We start from the raw sequence: 18,631 nt of genomic DNA on the forward strand, positions 1-18,631 counted from the left end.
CCACAACCATGGCCACCGGGTCTGGTGGCGGCCGGAGTGAAACGGGGAACTCGTCGTGCCGACTGCTGTCGCTGTCACCAGTCCTGATCTGGTGCTGCCACCAGAAGACCAACAGACCCCGACCGCGATTCCGTTACAGCCCCCCGAAGCCCAGCCGCTGGAAGCAGCGCTCGCTGACATGCAGGTACTGATCGACCGGCACGGGTATGTGATCGTGGTCTATTCGGCGGCGGCCTCCGCCGCTGTCGTGCGGCGCTTGCACACCGTGCGGTCGATTCTGGAGAGCGATCGCATCGCTTTGCTCAGGTCAGACCTCCCCCCGCTCGGACTTGCCGCCCTGGTCCGCCAGTTGCGGCAGCTGTCCGTCTGTGACCTCTCCGCCGGAGTGGTGGCCTCTGCGGCCCGGCTGCTCACCCACTACATCTACGCGGGTGCGCTGCTCAACTCCGTCGCCAAGCTCGACCGTGTCCCGGTCAGTCTGAAGTCACACGCGAAGTCCTGGGTGCCCGGCAGCCAGTTCGGTGTGGTCGCGAACCCCGCACCGCAGTTGGTGAAGATCGGCCCCGACGCGGCCCTCACCGGGCCGGAATTCGGCACCTGGCTGCTGGTCGCCCAGGGGCAGCTGCAGTCCGACTGGGTCAAAGACACCCTCGCCCACTCATGGCAGGTCCAGGGGTTGCGCGAGGTCGCGCTGCCTGCCGAGTCCGCGCGCTGGTGGGGCACGGCCAAACTGATCGAGTTCGCCTCCTACCTGCCGGACATCTCGGTCCTCTATCAACTGGTGACTTCCGTACGGCGTGATCGCTGTCACTGGTGTGGTCTCGAACGCATCGGAGACCGATGCGTGTTCTGCTCCGCGACGCCGCCCGTCTACGAGAACCAAACTCCCGCCGGGGGTGTCCTGAACCAAGAGACACTCGCGCCCTGAGTGGTCCCCGGCTGCCACAGCGCGACGCGCGAAGGGACGGCTCATCGCAGTTCGCCCCATGCCACCAGCTCAGCTGTACGCAATTCCGCTCGACAACAACACCATCCACGTCCGCTCAGCCATCGTCCCCCAATGAGGTTGCACGGTTCATGAATTCCCGCCAGCGCCGCGGAGTCATACTCCTGCTCCTGTCGGTCCTCTGCGCCTTCGGTGCGTTCGCCGGAGTGCTCTCGGTCATCAGCGATGCGAAGTCCAAAGTCGGCCCCGAGGTCACCGCCTATCAGATCAAGAGCGATATCGCGCCCTACACGGACCTGCGCAGCACTCAGTTCGAAAAGATCTCGATGCCCAAGCGCTGGCTGTCGGAGAACGCCGTGACCGATCTCTCCGAGATCAGCGGCAAGATCGCCGTGACGCAATTGCGCCAGGGCTCGCTGCTGCAGAGCGACATGATCGTCAAGCGTCCCGCGCTGGAGCCCGGTGAGCAGGAGATCGCCATCATGATCGACGCCGAGACCGGCGTCGCGGGCAAGATCACCCCGGGTGCCACCGTCAACGTGTTCGCCACGTTCGCGGGCGACCGGCAGGGTGACCCCGCCGAGTCGCGGATCATCGTGTCCAAGGCCAAGGTCATCGACGTGGGCCGGCTGACCGCCCTCGAGCCGAGCGAGGAGAACAGGCGGGCGGCGACACAGGCCGTGCCGATCACCTTCGCCCTCAGCACGATGGACGCCCAGCGCGTCGCCTATGCCGAGTCCTTCGCGCAGCATGTCCGGCTCGCCCTTGTGGCGCCCGGCAGCGACACCACCATCCGTCCCAGCGAGCGGACCTACGAACTCGCCAAGGACAAGTGAGGTTCTGGATCACATGCCCACGAGGATCCTCCCGGCGGTCGGTGACGCCGACGCCGCCCGGTCCGTCACGACCCTCCTCAGCCAGCTCCCCGACGCGGAACCGGCGATGCCGGTCGCCGACTCCACTCAACTGATCGACACGCTCAGCCGACTGGCCGGCGAGTCGATCGAGGAGCTGCCCGAGGTTGTGCTCGTGCACGAGCGGATCGGTCCGGTGCCGGCGCTGGAACTGATCCGTGAAGTCGCCTTGCGCTTCCCCGCCGTCGGAGTCGTCCTCATCACGACAGACGCGAGCCCCGGTCTGATCTCGGCCGCCATGGACTCGGGGGCGCGCGGTCTGGTGGCGCTGCCGCTGAGTTACGAGGAACTGGTCAGCCGTGTGCAGGGCGCGGCGGCCTGGGCGGTCGGAGTGCGCCGTCACCTCGGCAACAGCGGGGACGTCTTCAGCGGCCCCGGCGGCACGCTCGTGACCGTCAGCGGGGCCAAGGGCGGTGTCGGGACGACCTTCGCCTCGATCCAGCTCGCGCTCGCGGCACAGGCATCGGGCCGGAGAGCGGCCCTCGTGGACCTGGACCTGCAGACCGGAGACGTCGCGTCATACCTGGATGTGCAGTTCCGCCGTTCCGTCGTCGACCTGGCGGGCATCACCGACCTCTCGCCGCGGGTGCTGGCCGACGCCGTGTTCACGCACGACACCGGGGTGTCGCTGCTGCTCGCGCCGGGAGAGGGCGAGCGCGGGGAAGAAGTCACGGACCGGTCCGTCCGCCAGATCGTCAGCGCGATGCGGTCGCGCTACGAAGTCGTGATCGTCGACTGCGGTGCCCAGATGACGGGCGCGAACGCCGCCGCCGTCGAGATGGCGGACATCGCGCTGCTGGTCACCACGCCGGATGTGGTCGCCGTCCGCGCCGCCAAGCGAATGGTGCGGCTGTGGGACCGGCTGCAGATCCGCAAGGCCGAGGAGACGGTGATCCTCGTCAACCGGCACACCCGCAACACGGAGATCCAGCCGCCGCTCATCCAGAAGATCACCGGCACGCGGGTCGCCGGCATCGCCGTACCCGCGGGCTTCAAGGAACTGCAGGCAGTGGTCGACGCGGGTCGCGTCCAGGACCTGGACAGCAAGAGCGTGGTGAAGCAGGCCCTGTGGGGGCTGGCCGGCGAGTTGGGCCTCGTCGCTGTCCCCGAGGGCGCGGGCAAGGGCGGCAGGAGCACGAAGTTCCGCAGCGACCGCGGCGCGTTCAGCACCCGACGCCGTCGTGGTGGAGGACAGGGGGAGGGGGACGGCTGACATGGTCGGCCAGAGCACACACGGACGGACGGGGCTACGGATACGTACCCGGGCACGGTTACGTCCCGGCACATGGAACCCCAGGGCGGGCACCGGGCACGGGACCGCGGCCCGCCGCGACGGCCTGCGCGCATCCGCGGACCGCGGTCAGGTGACCATCGAGTTCCTGGGCATGACACCGCTGATCATCCTCACGCTGGTGCTGCTCTGGCAGTTCGTCCTGGCCGGCTACACCTGGACCCTCGCCGGAAACGCGGCCGACGAAGCGGTACGACAGGCGACGGCTGCCCACCCCTACGACCGGCAGAACGTTTGCGACGAGGCGGGCAAGGACAAGCTGCCGGACGCCTGGGTGGGCGACGCCGAGGTCGAGTGCACCACCGCGAACGGCTATGTCACGGCACGCGTCATCCTCGACGTCCCGGTGCTGTTCCCCGGCGCCATCGCCTTCCCGTTCGAGGTGGAGGGCGAGGCCGGTGCCATCGAGGAAGACGACGGGCTGACCCGATGACCGGGGGAGAGACGACCGGGGGAGAGCAGACCATGACAGTCACGCCATCCGTGCGCAGAGGCGACCGCGGACAGGTCGCTCTGGAGTACCTGGGATTCATCCCGGTCCTGATCCTCGTCGCGATGGCCGCCGTCCAGCTCGGACTGGTCGCCTACACCGCCCAGCAGGCCGGCACCGCCGCCCGTACCGCCGCGCGCAGCGCCTCGCTCGACAACCCGGGGTGGCAGCAGGACGGCAGGGCCGCGGTCAGCGCCTGGGTCGCCGACGGTACCGACTTCCGCCGGGCGGACGGCTTCGAACAGGTGGAGGTCACCGCGATCGTCGAGATCCCGTCGATCGTCCCCGGCTGGGACTTCGACCCGGCACGCAAGACCGCCACCATGCCGAAGGACTGACCCGCCCCGTGACGACGGGCTGAGTGAGAACCGAGGAGTACGCATCCATGAGCCTGCGGGCACGTATCAACTCCCCCGAGGAGAACGGCGCGCGGTCGGAGGACGGCCACATGGTCGCCACGTACCGCGCCAAGCTCCTCGAGGAGATCGACCTCGCGGAGATGTCCTCGCTCGCCGCCGCCGAGCGACGGGCGCGACTGGAGCGTGTACTCGGCCACATCATCAGCCGTGAGGGCCCGGTCCTGTCGACCGTGGAGCGATCCCAGCTCATCCGCCGGGTCGTCGACGAGGCACTCGGCCTCGGCATCCTCGAACCACTCCTCGAAGACGCCTCCATCACCGAGATCATGGTCAACGGGCCGGACGCGATCTTCGTCGAACGGGCGGGCAGGGTGGAGCAGCTGCCGATGCGCTTCGCCTCGCACGACCAGCTGATGCAGACCATCGAACGCATCGTCTCCACCGTCAACCGCCGGGTGGACGAGTCGAACCCGATGGTCGACGCACGCCTCCCCTCCGGAGAACGCGTCAACGTCATCATCCCGCCGCTCTCCCTCACCGGCGCGACACTGACGATCCGCCGCTTCCCGCGGTCCTTCTCGCTCCAGGAGATGATCGGCTTCGGCTCGCTCGACGAGCACATGCTGTACCTGCTCTCCGGGCTCGTCCAGGCCAAGTTCAACATCATCGTGTCGGGTGCCACCGGCACCGGCAAGACGACCCTCCTCAACGCGCTGTCCGGGCTGATCCCCGAGGGCGAGCGCATCATCACCATCGAGGACTCCGCCGAGCTCCAGCTCCAGCAGTCGCACGTCATCCGTCTGGAGTCGCGCCCGCCGAACGTCGAGGGCCGGGGCCAGATCACCATCCGTGACCTCGTCCGCAACTCGCTGCGTATGCGCCCCGACCGCATCGTCGTCGGCGAGGTCCGTGGTGGCGAGGCGCTTGACATGCTTCAGGCGATGTCCACCGGTCACGACGGATCGCTCGCCACCGTGCACGCCAACAGCGCCGAGGACGCGCTGATGCGTCTGCAGACGCTGGCCTCCATGTCCGAGGTGGAGATTCCCTTCGTGGCGCTGCACGACCAGATCAACAGCGCTGTCGACGTCATCGTCCAGCTCACCCGGCATGCCGACGGCGCCCGCAAGATCACCGAGATCGCGGTGCTCGACAGCCACGGCAGCGACCCCTACCGCATCGTCACCGTCGCCCGCTTCGCCGCCCAGCCCATGGCGGCGGACGGCCGGATCCACGGCCACTTCGAGTACTTCCCGCTCCCCCGCCGCGTCGCGGAGCGCCTGTACATGGCCGGCCAGCCCATCCCGCAGGCCTTCGGAGTCGCCGCGTCCGCCGACCAGCTCGCCACCCGAGAGGCCCGATAGGTACCCCCGTATGGACATGGACGACCTGATACTCCTGACGACGGGCGTGACGCTGCTGGCGTGCGTCCTGATCGTCCTGGGCATTCACGCCTACGCGTCCGGCAAGGCCCAGCGCGAGGCGCTCGTCGACCGGCTGTCGACCACCGGCCAGATCCCCATCGGCCGCCGTCGTCGCTTCCGGGAGATCGACCGCCGAATCCGCCGTACGAAGTTCGGCAAGAAGCTCGAACTGAAGCTGGCCGCGACAGGACTGGACGTGACCCCCGGCGAGTTCTTCGTCTACATGGTCGCAACGATCAGCGGCCTGTGGATCATCGGCCAGTCGATGCTCGCCGCGTTCTTCGGCCCGCTGTGCGGCCTGCTCGGCATCTACGTCGCGATGCAGTTCCTCAACTGGCAGCGGCAGAAACGCATCGAGAAGTTCATCAACCAGCTGCCCGAGCTGTCCCGGATCCTCGCCAATGCCACCCAGGCGGGCCTCGCCCTGCGTACCGCCCTCAGCATGGCGGCCGACGAGCTCGAGGCCCCGGCGGGCGAGGAACTCGCCAAGGTCGCCAGTCAGCTCGCCGTCGGTCACTCCATCGACGACGCCCTCGGCGAGCTGGCCGAACGCCTCCCGTCCCGCGAACTGTCGGTGCTGGTCACCACACTGATCCTGTCCAACCGCGCGGGCGGCACCGTCGTCGGCGCTCTGCGCAACCTCACCGAGACGCTGGAGGAGCGCAAGGAGACCCGGCGAGAGGTCCGCACCCAGCTGTCGCAGGTCAGCATGACCTCGTACGCGGTCCCCGTCATGGGCGTCGGCTCGCTGCTTCTCATGGACAGCGTCAAGGACGGAGCACTGGACCGCATGACCGGCTCCGGTGCCGGCCGAATCAGCGTGATCGTCGCCTTCGCGCTCTATGCGATCGGCTTCGTCCTGATCCGGCGCATGTCCCGGATCGATGTGTAGGCCGAGGCCCAGGCCGTAGGACTCAGGAGAAGCACCATGGAAATCCTTCTCGCCCTCGTGGTGGGCATCGGCGTCTACGGAGCCTTCCACGGCATCCGCATGTACCGGGCCGACGCCAAACTCCCGGGCGATCTGGCCGTCGCCCTGGAGGTCGGCTCGACGCGTACCGGCGCCGTGGACTCGCTCGTCGACCGGCTCGGCATGCGCTATGCCCCCGCTGTGCTGCGGTGGATGGGGCCCAAGCGTGTCAACCAGGTCCGCCGCAAGATCGATCTCGCGGGCAACCCGGGCGGTCTGACCATCGACCGGTACGCCGCCCGCCGCGCGGTGTACGGGGCGCTCGGCGGTGTTGGCGGGTTCATCATGCTCATGAAGGGCAACGTGCTTGTCGCCCTCATGCTGTTCGCCTTCGCCGCCTTCTGGACGGAGGTCGGCATCTGGTCGGCCGTCCGCATCCGCAAGGACCAGATCGAGCGGACGCTGCCGGACTTCCTCGACGTCCTCGCAGTGGTCGTCAGCGCGGGTCTCGGCTTCCGCCAGGCCCTGGACCGGGTCGCCAGCCACTACGAGGGTCCGTGGTCCGACGAGATCCGCATCACCCTGCGTCAGATGGACATGGGCATGAGCCGCCGCCAGGCCTTCACCGAACTGCGCAAGCGCAACGACTCCGAACAGGTCGCCATGTTCGTCACTGCCCTCCAGCAGGGCGAGGAACTCGGCGCACCCATCGTGGACACGCTCGTCGCGATCGCCAACGACATGCGCCGCACGGACGCCCAGAACGCCCGCCGCAAGGCCGCCCGCGCAGTCCCCAAAGCCACCATGATGATCACAACCTTCATGGTTCCGGCCACCATGATCCTCCTGGGCGCGGGCCTCCTCCTCGGCTCCGGAACCGACTTCGGCTCGATCGCGGGCAAGTGAGGCAGTCATGGCCATACGGATGCCCAGGCTGAGGGCGAGAACCTCGACGAACGGCGGTGCCACGGAGATCACCACACCGCCGGCAGGCACATTCCTGCCCCCGCACCTGACCGAGCAGCTCTCCCCCCAGGCGAACACCCAGCGCCCGGTGGGCGCGGGCAGGACGCCCGGCGGCTCCACGGCAGCCCTGAAAATCCAGGTCAGTGCCCTGCAGGCGATGTGCCGTCAAGTCTTCGGCTTCCGCCTGGCGATGATCGCCTTAGCATCCCCGGCCGCCCTGCTCAATGCGGCGCCCGGCCTCGCCACCCAGCTGGTCGCCGCATCCGTCGTCGTCACCTTCATGGTCTCGTACGCCCTCTTCCGCGACTGGGAACGCTTCGGTCCCCTTCTGCTGAAGCACCCGGCCCTGCTGGCCGCGGACACCCTCTTCGGCTCCCTGCTCCTCATCGCGGCCGGCCCGGACAGCACCCTCGCCTACGTCAGCGTCTGCACGCCGCTGCTGGCCGGCCTGGTGTACGGCTGGCGCGGGGCGGCCTTCTTCGCCTGTCTGCAGGCCGCCATCCTCGTCGTCGTCTCCCGTAGCACGGAGACCGACGCGACCTTCGCCGAATCGGCTCTGATGCCGGGCTTCTGTGTGCTCGTTGGCGCTGCCGGCGTGACCCTGCGAGGCCTGGTCCTGCGCTTCGGCGCCGCCACGCAGGCCCTCACCACGGTCCAGGCGCGCCTCGCCGTCAACGAGGCGGTGGAGAGCGAGCGTTCCCGCCTCGCCCGCGAGATGCACGACTCCGTCGCCAAGACCCTGCATGGACTCGCCCTGGCCGCCGACGGCCTCGCCTCCTCGGCCGACCGTATGGACCCGCGCACCGTCAAACACCAGGCCGAACTCGTCGCCCGCTCCGCCCGCCGCGCCGCCTCCGAGTCCCGCGAACTCCTGGCGGACCTGCGCCGCGAGTCGGGCCTGGACGGTGGAGTCGACGTCACAGCGGAACTCGCCGCACGCGCCTCCGACATCGGACGCCGCACCGGTCTGCACGCGACCTACCGCCACGTCGGCGACACCCCCGTCCCCCCGGTCCCGCAGGCCGTCGGCCGCCAGCTGCTGACGATCGCCACCGAGGCCATGGAGAACGCCCACCGGCACGCACACGCGACGCACGTGGATATCTCCGCCGGCGTCGTGGGCGACCAACTGCGCCTCAGCGTCTACGACGACGGCCGGGGCCTGCCCCCCGGTACGACCCTCGACAGCCTCAGACGCGCCGGCCACTTCGGCCTCGTCGGCATGGTCGAACGCGCCGCCTCTGTCGGCGCCCGCATCCGCATCGGGCGGGGGCAGCACGTGAAGGGAACCGAGGTACGCGTGGACATGCCGCTCGCCGCACTGACTGCTCAGCCAGCCCCGCCACCGGCCGCACCGGTCGGCCCGCCCTGACCCGGACGCCACCCCTGCTCCTTCCCCCCAACCCCCCGAGAGGAGGCCGACGATGCCGGAAGCGACTCCCCGTTCCAGCGGGTACGTCCACCCGCCCGCTCATCTCTCCCAGCACACTTCGGCACACTCCATCGCCCACACCGACCACACTTCGCCCCAGGCGCCGATGCCCGCCGACGCGTCGACACTGCCCGGCGTCCCCGCCCAGGCGTCCCCCGATTGGACCGGCCGCCCCGGAACCGTCGAGGGTTCCGGCGGCTTCCCGGTGCCCCCGGCCCGCCGGCCGCTCCGTGTCGTCGTCGCGGACGACAACCCGGTTGTCCGTGCCGGCCTCACGGTCCTGCTCTCCGGCCGCGACGACATCGACGTCGTCGCGGAGGCGGCGGACGGCCACCAGGCCTACGAGGCGGCCCAGCACCACCGCCCCGACGTCGTCCTGCTCGACGTCCGGATGCCGGGCGTCGACGGCATATCCGCCCTGCCGTACTTGGTGCGCATCGCCCCGGTCCTGATGCTCACCTACAGCCGCGAGAGCGAGATCGTCCACGAGGCACTCCGGCTGGGCGCCGGCGGCTACCTGGTCCACGGCGAGTTCACCGCGGACCAGCTTGTCGCCGCGGTACGGGACATCAAGGAAGGCAGGGCCCACTTCACGCCCACGGCGGCGGGGGCGCTGCTGGCTCACGTACGGCAGGACCAGGGGGCGGGTGCCGGGTCCGCGCCACTGCCGGACGGGTTGGGGAGGGCGGCGCCCGACGCGAATGCATACGGCAACTTTCCGTCCGTAACGACGCCGGAGTCCGCCCAAGTCGCGGGAAACATCCCACTGCACCAGCAGCAAGCGGAAGCTCCCCGCCTCAGTTCCCAGCAAAGTCTTTCGCAATTGCAATCGAATGTGGCACAGTCGTCGTCTAGGTCCTCGACCAGGGAGAGCTTCGGGCTGAGTTCCAGGGAGGTGGAGATCATGGACCTCATCGCATCCGGCATGAACAACCAGCAGATCGCCGCCACCTGCTTCATCAGCGAGAAGACCGTCAAGAACCACATCAACCGGATCTTCGCCAAGCTGCACAGCGTCAGCCGCAGTGAGGCCGTGGCCAAGTGGCTCGGCACGGCGCCCGGTTCGGGGACTGAGAGGGGGGCCACCAGGCGTGGCTGAACGGGGGAACGGGGGGCTGGGCTCATGGGCCCAGCGCGTGGGCGGCAGGGCCCAAAGCCTGCTTTGGGCCCGGGATTGGGCCCAGGGACCCTCTGGCGGCACCGGGGGTGCGGCGTACGTTTCTGGTGTCGAAAGCGGGACCGGCAAGGAGGAAGCCGGTAACGCCAGTAGCGCCGAAGAGACTTGTACGTCGGTCGGCAGGCGGCCGGCCGGTACCGGAGGGGAACACCATGAGCAACTGGATCAACACCACCGTCTCGTACCTGCAGTCCCGCGCCGCCCGCAACGACAAGGGTCAGACCGCGGTCGAGTACCTGGGGATCATCGCGGTGGTTGTGGCGATCGTTCTGGCGATCACGGGTACGGACATCGGCAAGTCGATCTACGACGCTATCACCACCAAGATCGGCGAGGTCACCGGCGGCTGATGCAGCCCCGTAAGTACGGCGACGCAGGGCAGGCCTTCCCCATCTACATCACGGTGGTGGCGGGCCTGCTCTTCCTCGCGTTCGCGTACCTTGCGGTCGGCCAGGCCGCGGCTACACGGAACGGCGCGCAGACGGCGGCGGACGCCGCTGCCCTTGCGGCCGCGCAGGACAAGCGGGACCAACTTACGGGCAGGTGGCTGGACAACCTCCTGAACCCGGACCTCTGGGAGGACATCCTCGAGGGCGAGGTGGACGGGCTCGAACCCTCCTGTTGGCGGGCGCAGCAGCTCGCCGACGAGAACGACGCACATGTCGTGGGAGGCGGCTGCGAGCCCGAGTGGAACCCGCTGGGCTACGAGGTCGAGGTCAAGACGAACGATCCCGTCGGTGACAGCATCGTCCCCGGTACGGAAGACACGTACGCAACGGCAAGAGCCAGGGCCGTGATCGAGCCACGCTGTTCCTTCCAACCGCCCGACGAGGACAACGGCAACAACGAGGACCTGCCGCAGCTCAACTGCAGGGGCAAGAACTGGGACCTCGACCCGGACGATCCCTCGGATCTTCCCGGTCCCGAGGACCTCTTCGATGTCCATCTGGCCGACTGACAAAGAGAACGACGAACAAAGGAAGCGGAACTCATGAGCATTCGGTTCACCACGACGGCCCGCAGGGGGATGGCCGCAGCGGCAGTTGCGGTCAGCCTGGCCCTCGGTGTGGCCGGTTGCAGCAGCGGGGATGACAAGAGCGGTGACACGTCGGCGTCTGCCTCTAAGGACAGCGGATCGAATCCGAGTGCTCAGGAAGGCCAGTCGGAGGAGCCGCTGGCCGAGCTGAAGGGGCCGGATGGCCTGTTCTTCAAGATCACGTCAGCCGAGAGGGACTCTGGAGGATTCCTCACCGTCAACGCGGAACTCAAGAATGACGGAAGCAAGTCGACCGTCGTATCGTCCCGGCTCACCGGCAATGAGACCGAGGTCATGAGAAACGGTCAGTCCTTCGGTGGGGCGACTCTCGCGGACTCCAAGGAGAAGAAGCGCTACTACGTGTTGCGCGACACGGAGGGGCGTCCGCTCACTACGACCGGCCTCACGACGATCAAGGCTGGTGAAACGATCCCCGTGTTCATGCAGTTCCCAGCGCCGCCCGAGAGTACGACCGAAGTTAGCTTCCAGCTTCCGACCTTCGCCACCGCCACCATCAAGATCTCCGGCTGAGGCAGACAACCATGACCCACACCCGAACCCAAGCCTCACGCCTAACGGTCGTCCTCACTGCAGCCTCAGTCATGGCAGTCACGAACCTCTTCGGTGCCGTATCCGCTCACGCGGCCGACGGCCCGAGCTACCCACCGGGCACTGAGCCGGAGGCGAGCGCGCCGGTCAAAATCGACGCGAACGACCCCGACCTGAAGTTGGTCGACGGTGCGACGCTCGCCGAGTCCAAGGTCCTCGACATCAAGTCCGTCATAGAGGACCAAGGCGGCGAGGAGCGCCGCGAGGACACGAACTCAGACGTGAAGTTCGCGCTTCAGGCAGAGGTGCTGTTCGGCAAGGACAGCGCGAAGCTCAGCGGTCAGGCGAAGGCGCGCATCGCCGACATCGCCGAGGAGATCAAGGCCCAGAACGCGAAGAAGGTCCGCGTCTTCGGCTTTACGGACAATCTGGGCTCGTCGGCCCACGGCGACGTCCTGTCCCGCCAGCGCGCGTCAGCCGTACACGGTGTCCTGGACGACGAGCTCGCGGACTCGGGCATCACGTACGAGGTGCGCGGCTACGGCGAGCAGTACCCGATCGCGGACAACTCCACGGAGGCGGGCCGCAAGAAGAACCGCCGTGTTGAGGTCTCCTTCCCGCGCACGGAGAGCTGAGCGCCGCTCGGATGCCGGGGGCCCGTCCCGTACAACCGCGAACAGGGAGGGCTTCCGGCATGCGCAGCATGGACAGGAGGTGCTCGGCGTATACATCACGTATACTCTCGGCATGTCCGACGTCATGATTCGTGTGCCCGCTGAAGTCCGTGACCAGCTCGCCGCCGTGGCGGAGGCGCGAGGGACCAGCCTGCGCGCCCTCATGCAGGAGATAGCTGCTCAGACGCTGACTCCCGAGCAGATCAAGGAACGGGCCGAGCACACCCGCGCCCTGCTTGCCGAGCGGTTCGGGCATTATGTGACGGACGAGGAGTCTGCGGAGATGCGGCGCAAGATGCGTGAATCCACTGCCGCTCACCGGGCTGCGCTCGCCGAGGCGGAGTCGTCGCGTTGAACCTCACTGAACACTATGTCCTCGACACTGCCACGCTCCTGGCAATGGGAGGCAATAAGCAGGTCTCCGGTCTCATCCATGCGGCGGCGGCCAGCGATGACGTGCGCTTGTGGGTGCCAGTGCTGTGCCTCCTTGAGGCTGAGCGCGAGCGTGGGGGGATCGTCGCTCACGCCGGTGTGCTGCTGGACGTACTCCGTATCGTCGATGACGACTACGCGATGGCTGTGACCGTTGCCGAGCTGTGCTGCGACGGTCTCGGCTTCGGCGTCGCGGCAGCCGTACATACTGCGCGGCCGAACCCGATGCTCCCCGACGGAGGGCTCGTGACCACTGTCGCGCCGGAACTCTATGCCGGGCTCGGGGTCGGGGTCATGGACCTGAACCGCTGACCAGCCCGACTCCGGGCGCCGCGCAGGCAACGCCTGCGGCAGGTGATCCGCCTTACGGGCTTTGTGATGTCCGTCTCGTGACGCCGGCGAGTCAGGCGACTTGGCGTGCCACCAGTCCATGTACACACGGTGCTGGGGAGAGCTGTTCCTCGCCGTGAGTGAACTCTGCTGCCCCGCGCCGGCTCGGCAGTGCGCGGGGGCAACTGCGGTTCAGGCAGGCCCAGGATTGGGCCCAGGGGCCCATGTGTCAGTAATCGATTCTCATTAGCCTCAGCCGGGTGTCCGCCTTGAATTGCCGCCCGCGAACTGAGGTCACGTATGTCCGGCTCCGGTAGCCCGATACCCCCGAGCGGTATTTGGGGGGCGCAGAATATCCCGTCATGGGACCGGCGTTCGCCGTTGCCACGGGAACTGGGCTGGGCGCAGGTACTGCTGTGGGTGCAGTTCGCGCTGACGGTGTTGTACGTGGTCACCGTGCTGTCGGTGGTGTCGTACTACTCCGGGGAGATCTTCGGGATCCTGGTGTACGACTCGCTGCCCAGCGTGGCCGGGGTCTACCTGGCCCGGCGCCTGTGGCGGGGCGGCGTGTGGACGAGCCGCGCACTGATCGCCGTACAGGCGTGGATCGTGTGGCTCTCGTTCGGCACGCTGATGCACGGTGACCTGCGGGGCATCACGCAAGCGGCGATGCCCGTGGCGGTCATCGTGCTGTTGCGCCGAGCCCGGTCGCGTGAGTGGTTCGAGATCCCTCCCCAAGACAGGGAGGAGCGGCGGGCGTTCAGCCTGGCGAGGATGATCCGCTGGCGGCGGGACGAGGGCCAGACCGCGGTGGAGTACGCGGGGCTCATCGCGGTAGTCGCCGCGATCATCGTCGCGCTGTCGGTGGGTGGCCTCGGCGGGCGCATCGCCGACGGCATCCAGTCGGCGGCCTGCTCGGTGACGGGCACGGCTTGCCCCGCTCCGCAGGGCGACGGTACGGAGACGGGTGCGGCCGGAAACAACGACGGTACGCAGAACGATGGTTCGGACCCCGGCGCCGACGGCAGCAGCGGCGGCAACGGCGCCGCCCCGGACGGCGGCGCGAATGTGGACGGTGGTGCTGGGGCAGACGGTGGTCCGGACGCGAACGGCGAGGCGGGTGCCGAAGGCGACCCGGGCACCCAGGGCGGTTCGGGTGGCCAGGGAGGCACGGACGCCGGCGGCGGCACGGACACGGGCGGTGGCACGGGCGGCAACAACAACGGCGGCGGTAGTCCGGCGTCGTCGGCCCAGATCATCACCTATGAGGGCGCGGGGCCGGGCGACACGGTTCCGCTCGCTCCGGGCCCCTTCGATGACAAGTCGCTCTGGGGCGACGTCCATGACCAGGAGCGCCACGACAGGACGTTCATGGACCATGTCCGGGGCTTCTTCGTGGCACCGACCAAGAGCTTCCTGGCCAGCACGATGGACTTCGTCAGCGACCCGGTCGGCTCGGTCAAGGACAGCTGGAACGGCCTGAAGGGCTACACCACGAACTGGTGGGGCGACAAGGCCGACGATTTGGGCAAAGAGTGGGACAAGGGGAACTACGTCTCCTCCGTATGGGGCTGGGTCAACTCGCCCGAGGACTTCGTGTCCGACCTGGCGGTCGACACGTTCGTCGACAAGGAGAACTGGGAGAAGGGCAACTACGGCGCCTCCATCGGCAACACCTTTGTCGGCGTCATCGGCATCTTCAGCCCGAAGACCATCACGAAGTTCACCAAGTTCGAGAAGCTGGCCGAGGTCGGTGAATCCCTCGACAAGGCGGCCGACGCGGCGGAGAAGGCGCGCAAGGCTGCGAAGGCGGGCGATGCCGAGGGCGCTCGGAAGGCGGCGAAGGACGCCGACGAGGCGGCGGACGCGGCCGAGAAGCAGGCCCGCGAGTCGGGCTGCACCATCGCGGCGCCGGCCCGCCGGATCCCGTACGGCGGCAACCCACCCGGGACCACCACTGGCCTCCTCACCGGCTCCTCCGGCACAGGCACCACGATCCTCGCCGCCGGCCCGTCCGACTCCCCGTACGTCATCCTCGCCGAGGGCGGCTGCGACGAGGAGGCCAAGGAGCAGGCTCAGGATGCCCGGAAGAAGGCGGACGAGGCACAGCAACAGGCGCTGGAGGCCCAGGCGGAGGCGGCGAAGGCCGCCATCAGGCAGGGCAGGCTCAGTATTGACGAGCGCAACATTGACGACTTCGTCAGGAACGCCAAGAAGAACCCTGGCAAGAAGGAGATCGGCAAGGACCAGGCGGCGGCCGCGCTCGACGAGCTCACTGATCTCGCAGGACGCAAAAACGTCGACCGGGCGGGCGCGAGCAAGCTCGGCTCCGAAGTGACCAACGCGCGTACCGCCAGCAGGCTTGAGGAGATGCTTGCTGAGGTGCGCGGTGTGCGGCGCGCCTCGGAGGACGCGGCACCCGACAGCACCGTGCACACCGCCGTCGGCTCGGAACACAACCGGCATCAGGTCGAGGTCGCGCCCGGAGAAACCGTGGATGTGTCGAACGTGCCGGACGCCGATGTCCTGTACAAGGGGCGGGACGGCAGGGTGCACCTGGTCGAAGTGAAGAACACGGTGAACCCGACACGTCAGCCGGAATTCGTCGGAAAGATCAACACACTCTCCGAGTGGAAGAAGGCGAATCCGGGCAGAACGACTCGAGTTGAGATCGACAAACCTGATAAATGGACTGAGGTTTTCCGGCCCATCAAGGGGCAGAAGGTCTCTCCTGCCCAGCTCATGAACGAGAAGGGGGTTGACGCACGTATCGGTGATGCGAGCTTCACGGCCAAGCAGCTGGGTGACATGCAGCGGGCGCTGGAGGCGAAGCACAGCCGAGGTGAGGAAATCGACTGGAAGCGGTTGAACGACAATCCCAAGGGGGCGTTGGAGTACCTAGGTCTGGAATGACAGTAGGCCGGGGTGAAGACGAGAAGGAGGGTGACGGCTCGGATGCCGTCACCCCGTGACGCACGGCTGATGCCCCAGGTTTCCGTTCAGCCGCCGAACCAGACGACGAGGCGGACGTTGTCCTCACCATGGAGTTCGGACAGCGTGCCCATCACATTCCACACAGGTTGCCATGGTCCGTCGGTCGGCACCAGGTCGCGATAGGCAGGGACGACAGGTCGGTACACCTCGTTGCCGAGCAGGAGCTCTCCGTCGGCGGGCCACCGGGAGGGAGCGATGTTGCCGTCTCCGAACTTGGCGGCGGCCGAGTCGTACAGCTCATCGGGGAGTGCGGCCAATCCGTCGGGCACGAAGGATCCTTGGGCACGGGACCAGCGGCGGACCCAGTACCGAGACGGGCCGTCGGTGCAGGGCGCATCCCAGTCGACAGCCGACAGTTCACGCCACGAGAACCACGAATGACTGTGGCCCTCAAAATCGTCCGCATCCCTTCGTACCGCGTCCGAAATATCTACAGGGACTCCGCGCTCAGGGAAGAGAGCTCTGACAGGCTCCACACTCCGGACGTCGAAGAGTGCTGACCACGACATGTAATCACGGGCCCAATGAAGGTGCCGGAGTTCAGAAAAGGGCTCCCACAGGGAGTGTTCAGTGCCATAGCGCCCAGGCTGGGGCCTGCATTCCAGCCATCCGTACAAGTCGGTACTCATAAAAGCGACTCTAGCCAATGCGGCCGCTGAGTGCGCTATGGGCTGGCTATTGCCCCCCGACCCCGACCCCGGCCCCGGCCCCTTCGCCGGCTGGACGGTCGAGTCGGCCGTGCGTGATCGAGGAGATCGGCGCCGACTCAGCCATCGAGTTGCTGGGCGCGCTGGGGAGTTCGGAGGCCAGGGCGGCTTTGGGGCGTCTGTCGGTGAAGCCGGACAGCGCGGCGAGTCGGGACAACGCGGAAGCGGCTCAGGGGGTGTTCTCCGACCCGCCGCCAGGAAGTTCTTGCTTCGGCTGAGTGGGAGGGAGATGCCTCCCGGGCGGGGCCCGGCCCGAGAGGCATCGTTGTCCAGTGCTCGGCGGATCCGCCGAGACTCTGGATTCCGTCGAACGGGTAGACCCCCACGCCCGGAACAAGAGCGCGAAGGCCAAAAGCCCTCAGGGCGGAGAGCGACTTACCGCCGTCGCTCAGGATGACGCTCCCGATCGGCACCCACGGTGCGCAGCTGAGCGCTGCGGCCCGGAGCACCAAAAACGCCACCAGGCCGTTCGCTCGTTTTCGAAGCACGGCGGTGGACTTAACCTCCGTTCCGGCACCTCGTACCCGTCGGTCCCGTCACAGACCTCCCCAGTTCCCGACGCGGCCGCCAGCAGACTGGACACACTCGTTGAGAGGAACACTTCACTCCGCTGCCGGGGCACGAACGGAGAGCGACTTGTGGACACCTACCTGCTGCCCGCTGCCATGCGCGAGCTGCCGCCGCCTTGGCACGATCTGACATACCGCAGGTCTCAGGATCTGGAGGAACTTGCGCCCACGGAGCAGACACGTGAGCAGGCTCGGTCGGTGCTGCGCGCATGCCTGCCCGAGCGACGGCAGAGTGTGCACGACTGGGACGAGCAACTGCGGGACTTCTACGACGACCGCGATGACCACACCTTGGACGAGGCAGACGCCTGGCTGACCCGAATCATGCCGACCACGTCCCAGGTCACTCGGGAGCGGGTAGCGCAGGTGGTCGGAATTTGGGCTGGCATGGGAATCCCCACGGTGCCTGCGCCACCGACTGAACAGCAGATCGACAGGGTGGCGGCCGAGTGGGTGGCCTCGGTGCGGCAGGCGCTGGTGTGTGACGCCTTCGCCTTCCTCGAGCGTGCAACCACCGCCGGATCGCTGAACGATGCGGAGGCGGAAGACGCCGCGCTACTCGCAGCCGCGTTCGTGCGGGTCGGCCTGGCGGTCGAGGCGGCGGTGCGCGTGCTGGTCGCGCTCGGTAGTCCGCGTGGCGAACAGGTTTTGCTGGGTCTCGCACACGACGACGAGGTCCGGGACTTCCGCCCCTATGTGCGCTCCCGGCTTCTCGGGCTGCGCCGTTCGGTGTACGAGGCTCGGTCCCGGGAAGTCACCCGTGACGAGGAGCCGCTGCTCCCCGAGGCGCTGCACGACCTCCCGTATTCCTGGCAGAACGAATTCGGGTGGGACGCGATCGCGCCGGATACCAAGAGCCTCGGCCGAGCGCGTTCGGCACTGGAAGCATGTCTGGCTGTCGAGCGGGTGCCGGATGTGCAACTGTGCAGAGACGCTCCGGAGGACTGCAGTGCCATCGCTGAGGTGGTCCGTGCCCTTATGCCGTACCCACGGCTGGTCACTCGCGAGCGGATGAACGAGGCGTGGCGCGAGTGCGAGTCGCTTGGGTTCGACTTGCAAGGCATGAACGCCGCGTCCTTCGCCAAGGTCTGGTGCACGCGGATCGCCGACCGGGTCACCGCAGCCGTCTTCCGCTGGCTCGCAGACCTCCCTCACGGCGGAGCGTCGGCAGGCGACAAGGAACCGGCGGCTCTGTCGGCAACGGCCCTCGGGGCGGCAGGACTTGCCGAGCGGTCCGTCCGGCGCGGCAGCGCGGTAGAGGAGGCCATCTGGTTCCTCCACCGTACGGATGACGAGCCGGACAGCCGTGAGGTCCTGGCGCGACTTGCCTCAGAACCGAGCCGGCCCATCACGACGAGGAAGGTCGCGCAGCAGTGGACATCATGATGCCCCCACGCATCGCAGGCTGTAACCGACCGAAGATGGTGCACG

General features: G+C 67.9%; 19 protein-coding genes. 18 read left to right on the forward strand and 1 reads right to left on the reverse strand.

Annotation, left to right across the window (positions count from 1 at the left end; translation table 11 throughout):
- The first annotated feature begins 55 nt into the window (after window positions 1-55).
- The 17 genes from ACIBNA_RS01855 (at window position 56) to ACIBNA_RS01935 (ending at window position 15,843) form a co-directional block, all read left to right on the forward strand.
- Window positions 56-928 (forward strand): hypothetical protein, encoded by an 873-nt coding sequence (locus tag ACIBNA_RS01855; RefSeq protein WP_399163309.1) that lies wholly within the window; start codon window positions 56-58, stop codon window positions 926-928.
- A 149-nt stretch (window positions 929-1,077) separates the two neighbouring features.
- Window positions 1,078-1,782: a Flp pilus assembly protein CpaB gene (gene cpaB, locus ACIBNA_RS01860; RefSeq protein ID WP_399163310.1), complete on the forward strand. Its 705-nt coding sequence runs from the start codon at window positions 1,078-1,080 to the stop codon at window positions 1,780-1,782.
- 13 nt (window positions 1,783-1,795) lie between these two features.
- Window positions 1,796-3,073, forward strand: a complete 1,278-nt coding sequence (locus ACIBNA_RS01865; protein ID WP_399163311.1) for a CpaE family protein — start codon at window positions 1,796-1,798, stop codon at window positions 3,071-3,073.
- 172 nt (window positions 3,074-3,245) lie between these two features.
- Complete coding sequence (locus ACIBNA_RS01870) at window positions 3,246-3,584, forward strand: pilus assembly protein (protein WP_399163491.1); 339 nt, start codon at window positions 3,246-3,248, stop codon at window positions 3,582-3,584.
- Between the two features lie 32 nt (window positions 3,585-3,616).
- On the forward strand, window positions 3,617-3,979 hold the full coding sequence (locus ACIBNA_RS01875) for a TadE/TadG family type IV pilus assembly protein (protein WP_399163312.1): 363 nt from the start codon (window positions 3,617-3,619) through the stop codon (window positions 3,977-3,979).
- A 47-nt stretch (window positions 3,980-4,026) separates the two neighbouring features.
- Window positions 4,027-5,364 carry a CpaF family protein gene (locus tag ACIBNA_RS01880; protein WP_399163313.1) on the forward strand — a complete coding sequence of 446 codons (1,338 nt, stop codon included), beginning with the start codon at window positions 4,027-4,029 and terminating at the stop codon, window positions 5,362-5,364.
- 10 nt (window positions 5,365-5,374) lie between these two features.
- A complete protein-coding gene (locus ACIBNA_RS01885) occupies window positions 5,375-6,316 on the forward strand; it encodes a type II secretion system F family protein (RefSeq protein WP_399163314.1) in 942 nt (313 codons plus the stop codon).
- A 36-nt stretch (window positions 6,317-6,352) separates the two neighbouring features.
- A complete protein-coding gene (locus ACIBNA_RS01890) occupies window positions 6,353-7,240 on the forward strand; it encodes a DUF5936 domain-containing protein (protein WP_399163315.1) in 888 nt (295 codons plus the stop codon).
- Between the two features lie 7 nt (window positions 7,241-7,247).
- Entirely contained in the window at window positions 7,248-8,672 is a 1,425-nt protein-coding gene (locus tag ACIBNA_RS01895; RefSeq protein ID WP_399163316.1) for a sensor histidine kinase, read from the forward strand.
- 52 nt (window positions 8,673-8,724) lie between these two features.
- A complete protein-coding gene (locus ACIBNA_RS01900) occupies window positions 8,725-9,831 on the forward strand; it encodes a response regulator (protein WP_399163317.1) in 1,107 nt (368 codons plus the stop codon).
- A gap of 230 nt (window positions 9,832-10,061) precedes the next feature.
- Window positions 10,062-10,259 (forward strand): Flp family type IVb pilin, encoded by a 198-nt coding sequence (locus ACIBNA_RS01905; protein ID WP_399163318.1) that lies wholly within the window; start codon window positions 10,062-10,064, stop codon window positions 10,257-10,259.
- A complete protein-coding gene (locus tag ACIBNA_RS01910) occupies window positions 10,259-10,867 on the forward strand; it encodes a pilus assembly protein TadG-related protein (protein ID WP_399163319.1) in 609 nt (202 codons plus the stop codon). Before ACIBNA_RS01905 ends, ACIBNA_RS01910 begins: the two co-directional genes overlap by 1 nt.
- 33 nt (window positions 10,868-10,900) lie before the next feature.
- Window positions 10,901-11,476 carry a hypothetical protein gene (locus ACIBNA_RS01915; RefSeq protein ID WP_399163320.1) on the forward strand — a complete coding sequence of 192 codons (576 nt, stop codon included), beginning with the start codon at window positions 10,901-10,903 and terminating at the stop codon, window positions 11,474-11,476.
- A gap of 11 nt (window positions 11,477-11,487) precedes the next feature.
- Window positions 11,488-12,129 (forward strand): OmpA family protein, encoded by a 642-nt coding sequence (locus ACIBNA_RS01920; protein WP_399163321.1) that lies wholly within the window; start codon window positions 11,488-11,490, stop codon window positions 12,127-12,129.
- Between the two features lie 112 nt (window positions 12,130-12,241).
- Window positions 12,242-12,523 carry an Arc family DNA-binding protein gene (locus ACIBNA_RS01925; protein WP_399163322.1) on the forward strand — a complete coding sequence of 94 codons (282 nt, stop codon included), beginning with the start codon at window positions 12,242-12,244 and terminating at the stop codon, window positions 12,521-12,523.
- Window positions 12,520-12,912: a hypothetical protein gene (locus ACIBNA_RS01930; protein ID WP_399163323.1), complete on the forward strand. Its 393-nt coding sequence runs from the start codon at window positions 12,520-12,522 to the stop codon at window positions 12,910-12,912. The genes ACIBNA_RS01925 and ACIBNA_RS01930 overlap by 4 nt, the downstream gene beginning before the upstream one ends.
- Window positions 12,913-13,230: 318 nt before the next feature.
- Complete coding sequence (locus ACIBNA_RS01935; protein ID WP_399163324.1) at window positions 13,231-15,843, forward strand: hypothetical protein; 2,613 nt, start codon at window positions 13,231-13,233, stop codon at window positions 15,841-15,843.
- Between the two features lie 86 nt (window positions 15,844-15,929).
- Here the strand turns inward: ACIBNA_RS01935 and ACIBNA_RS01940 are convergent, their stop codons facing one another.
- Window positions 15,930-16,193 carry a hypothetical protein gene (locus ACIBNA_RS01940; protein ID WP_399163325.1) on the reverse strand — a complete coding sequence of 88 codons (264 nt, stop codon included), beginning with the start codon at window positions 16,191-16,193 and terminating at the stop codon, window positions 15,930-15,932.
- A 1,076-nt stretch (window positions 16,194-17,269) separates the two neighbouring features.
- Between ACIBNA_RS01940 and ACIBNA_RS01945 the strand changes: the two genes are divergently transcribed.
- Complete coding sequence (locus ACIBNA_RS01945; protein WP_399163326.1) at window positions 17,270-18,586, forward strand: hypothetical protein; 1,317 nt, start codon at window positions 17,270-17,272, stop codon at window positions 18,584-18,586.
- Window positions 18,587-18,631: the final 45 nt, after the last annotated feature.

The organism is Streptomyces sp. NPDC050164 (assembly GCF_044459945.1).
Classification (GTDB): domain Bacteria; phylum Actinomycetota; class Actinomycetes; order Streptomycetales; family Streptomycetaceae; genus Streptomyces; species Streptomyces coeruleorubidus_A.

Coding starts and splice junctions, on each gene's coding strand:
- cpaB (WP_399163310.1), top strand. CDS start 1,078: ATGAATTCCCGCCAGCGCCGCGGAGTCATACTCCTGCTCCTGTCGGTC.
- ACIBNA_RS01865 (WP_399163311.1), top strand. CDS start 1,796: ATGCCCACGAGGATCCTCCCGGCGGTCGGTGACGCCGACGCCGCCCGG.
- ACIBNA_RS01870 (WP_399163491.1), top strand. CDS start 3,246: ATGACACCGCTGATCATCCTCACGCTGGTGCTGCTCTGGCAGTTCGTC.
- ACIBNA_RS01875 (WP_399163312.1), top strand. CDS start 3,617: ATGACAGTCACGCCATCCGTGCGCAGAGGCGACCGCGGACAGGTCGCT.
- ACIBNA_RS01880 (WP_399163313.1), top strand. CDS start 4,027: ATGAGCCTGCGGGCACGTATCAACTCCCCCGAGGAGAACGGCGCGCGG.
- ACIBNA_RS01885 (WP_399163314.1), top strand. CDS start 5,375: ATGGACATGGACGACCTGATACTCCTGACGACGGGCGTGACGCTGCTG.
- ACIBNA_RS01890 (WP_399163315.1), top strand. CDS start 6,353: ATGGAAATCCTTCTCGCCCTCGTGGTGGGCATCGGCGTCTACGGAGCC.
- ACIBNA_RS01895 (WP_399163316.1), top strand. CDS start 7,248: ATGGCCATACGGATGCCCAGGCTGAGGGCGAGAACCTCGACGAACGGC.
- ACIBNA_RS01900 (WP_399163317.1), top strand. CDS start 8,725: ATGCCGGAAGCGACTCCCCGTTCCAGCGGGTACGTCCACCCGCCCGCT.
- ACIBNA_RS01905 (WP_399163318.1), top strand. CDS start 10,062: ATGAGCAACTGGATCAACACCACCGTCTCGTACCTGCAGTCCCGCGCC.
- ACIBNA_RS01910 (WP_399163319.1), top strand. CDS start 10,259: ATGCAGCCCCGTAAGTACGGCGACGCAGGGCAGGCCTTCCCCATCTAC.
- ACIBNA_RS01915 (WP_399163320.1), top strand. CDS start 10,901: ATGAGCATTCGGTTCACCACGACGGCCCGCAGGGGGATGGCCGCAGCG.
- ACIBNA_RS01920 (WP_399163321.1), top strand. CDS start 11,488: ATGACCCACACCCGAACCCAAGCCTCACGCCTAACGGTCGTCCTCACT.
- ACIBNA_RS01925 (WP_399163322.1), top strand. CDS start 12,242: ATGTCCGACGTCATGATTCGTGTGCCCGCTGAAGTCCGTGACCAGCTC.
- ACIBNA_RS01935 (WP_399163324.1), top strand. CDS start 13,231: ATGTCCGGCTCCGGTAGCCCGATACCCCCGAGCGGTATTTGGGGGGCG.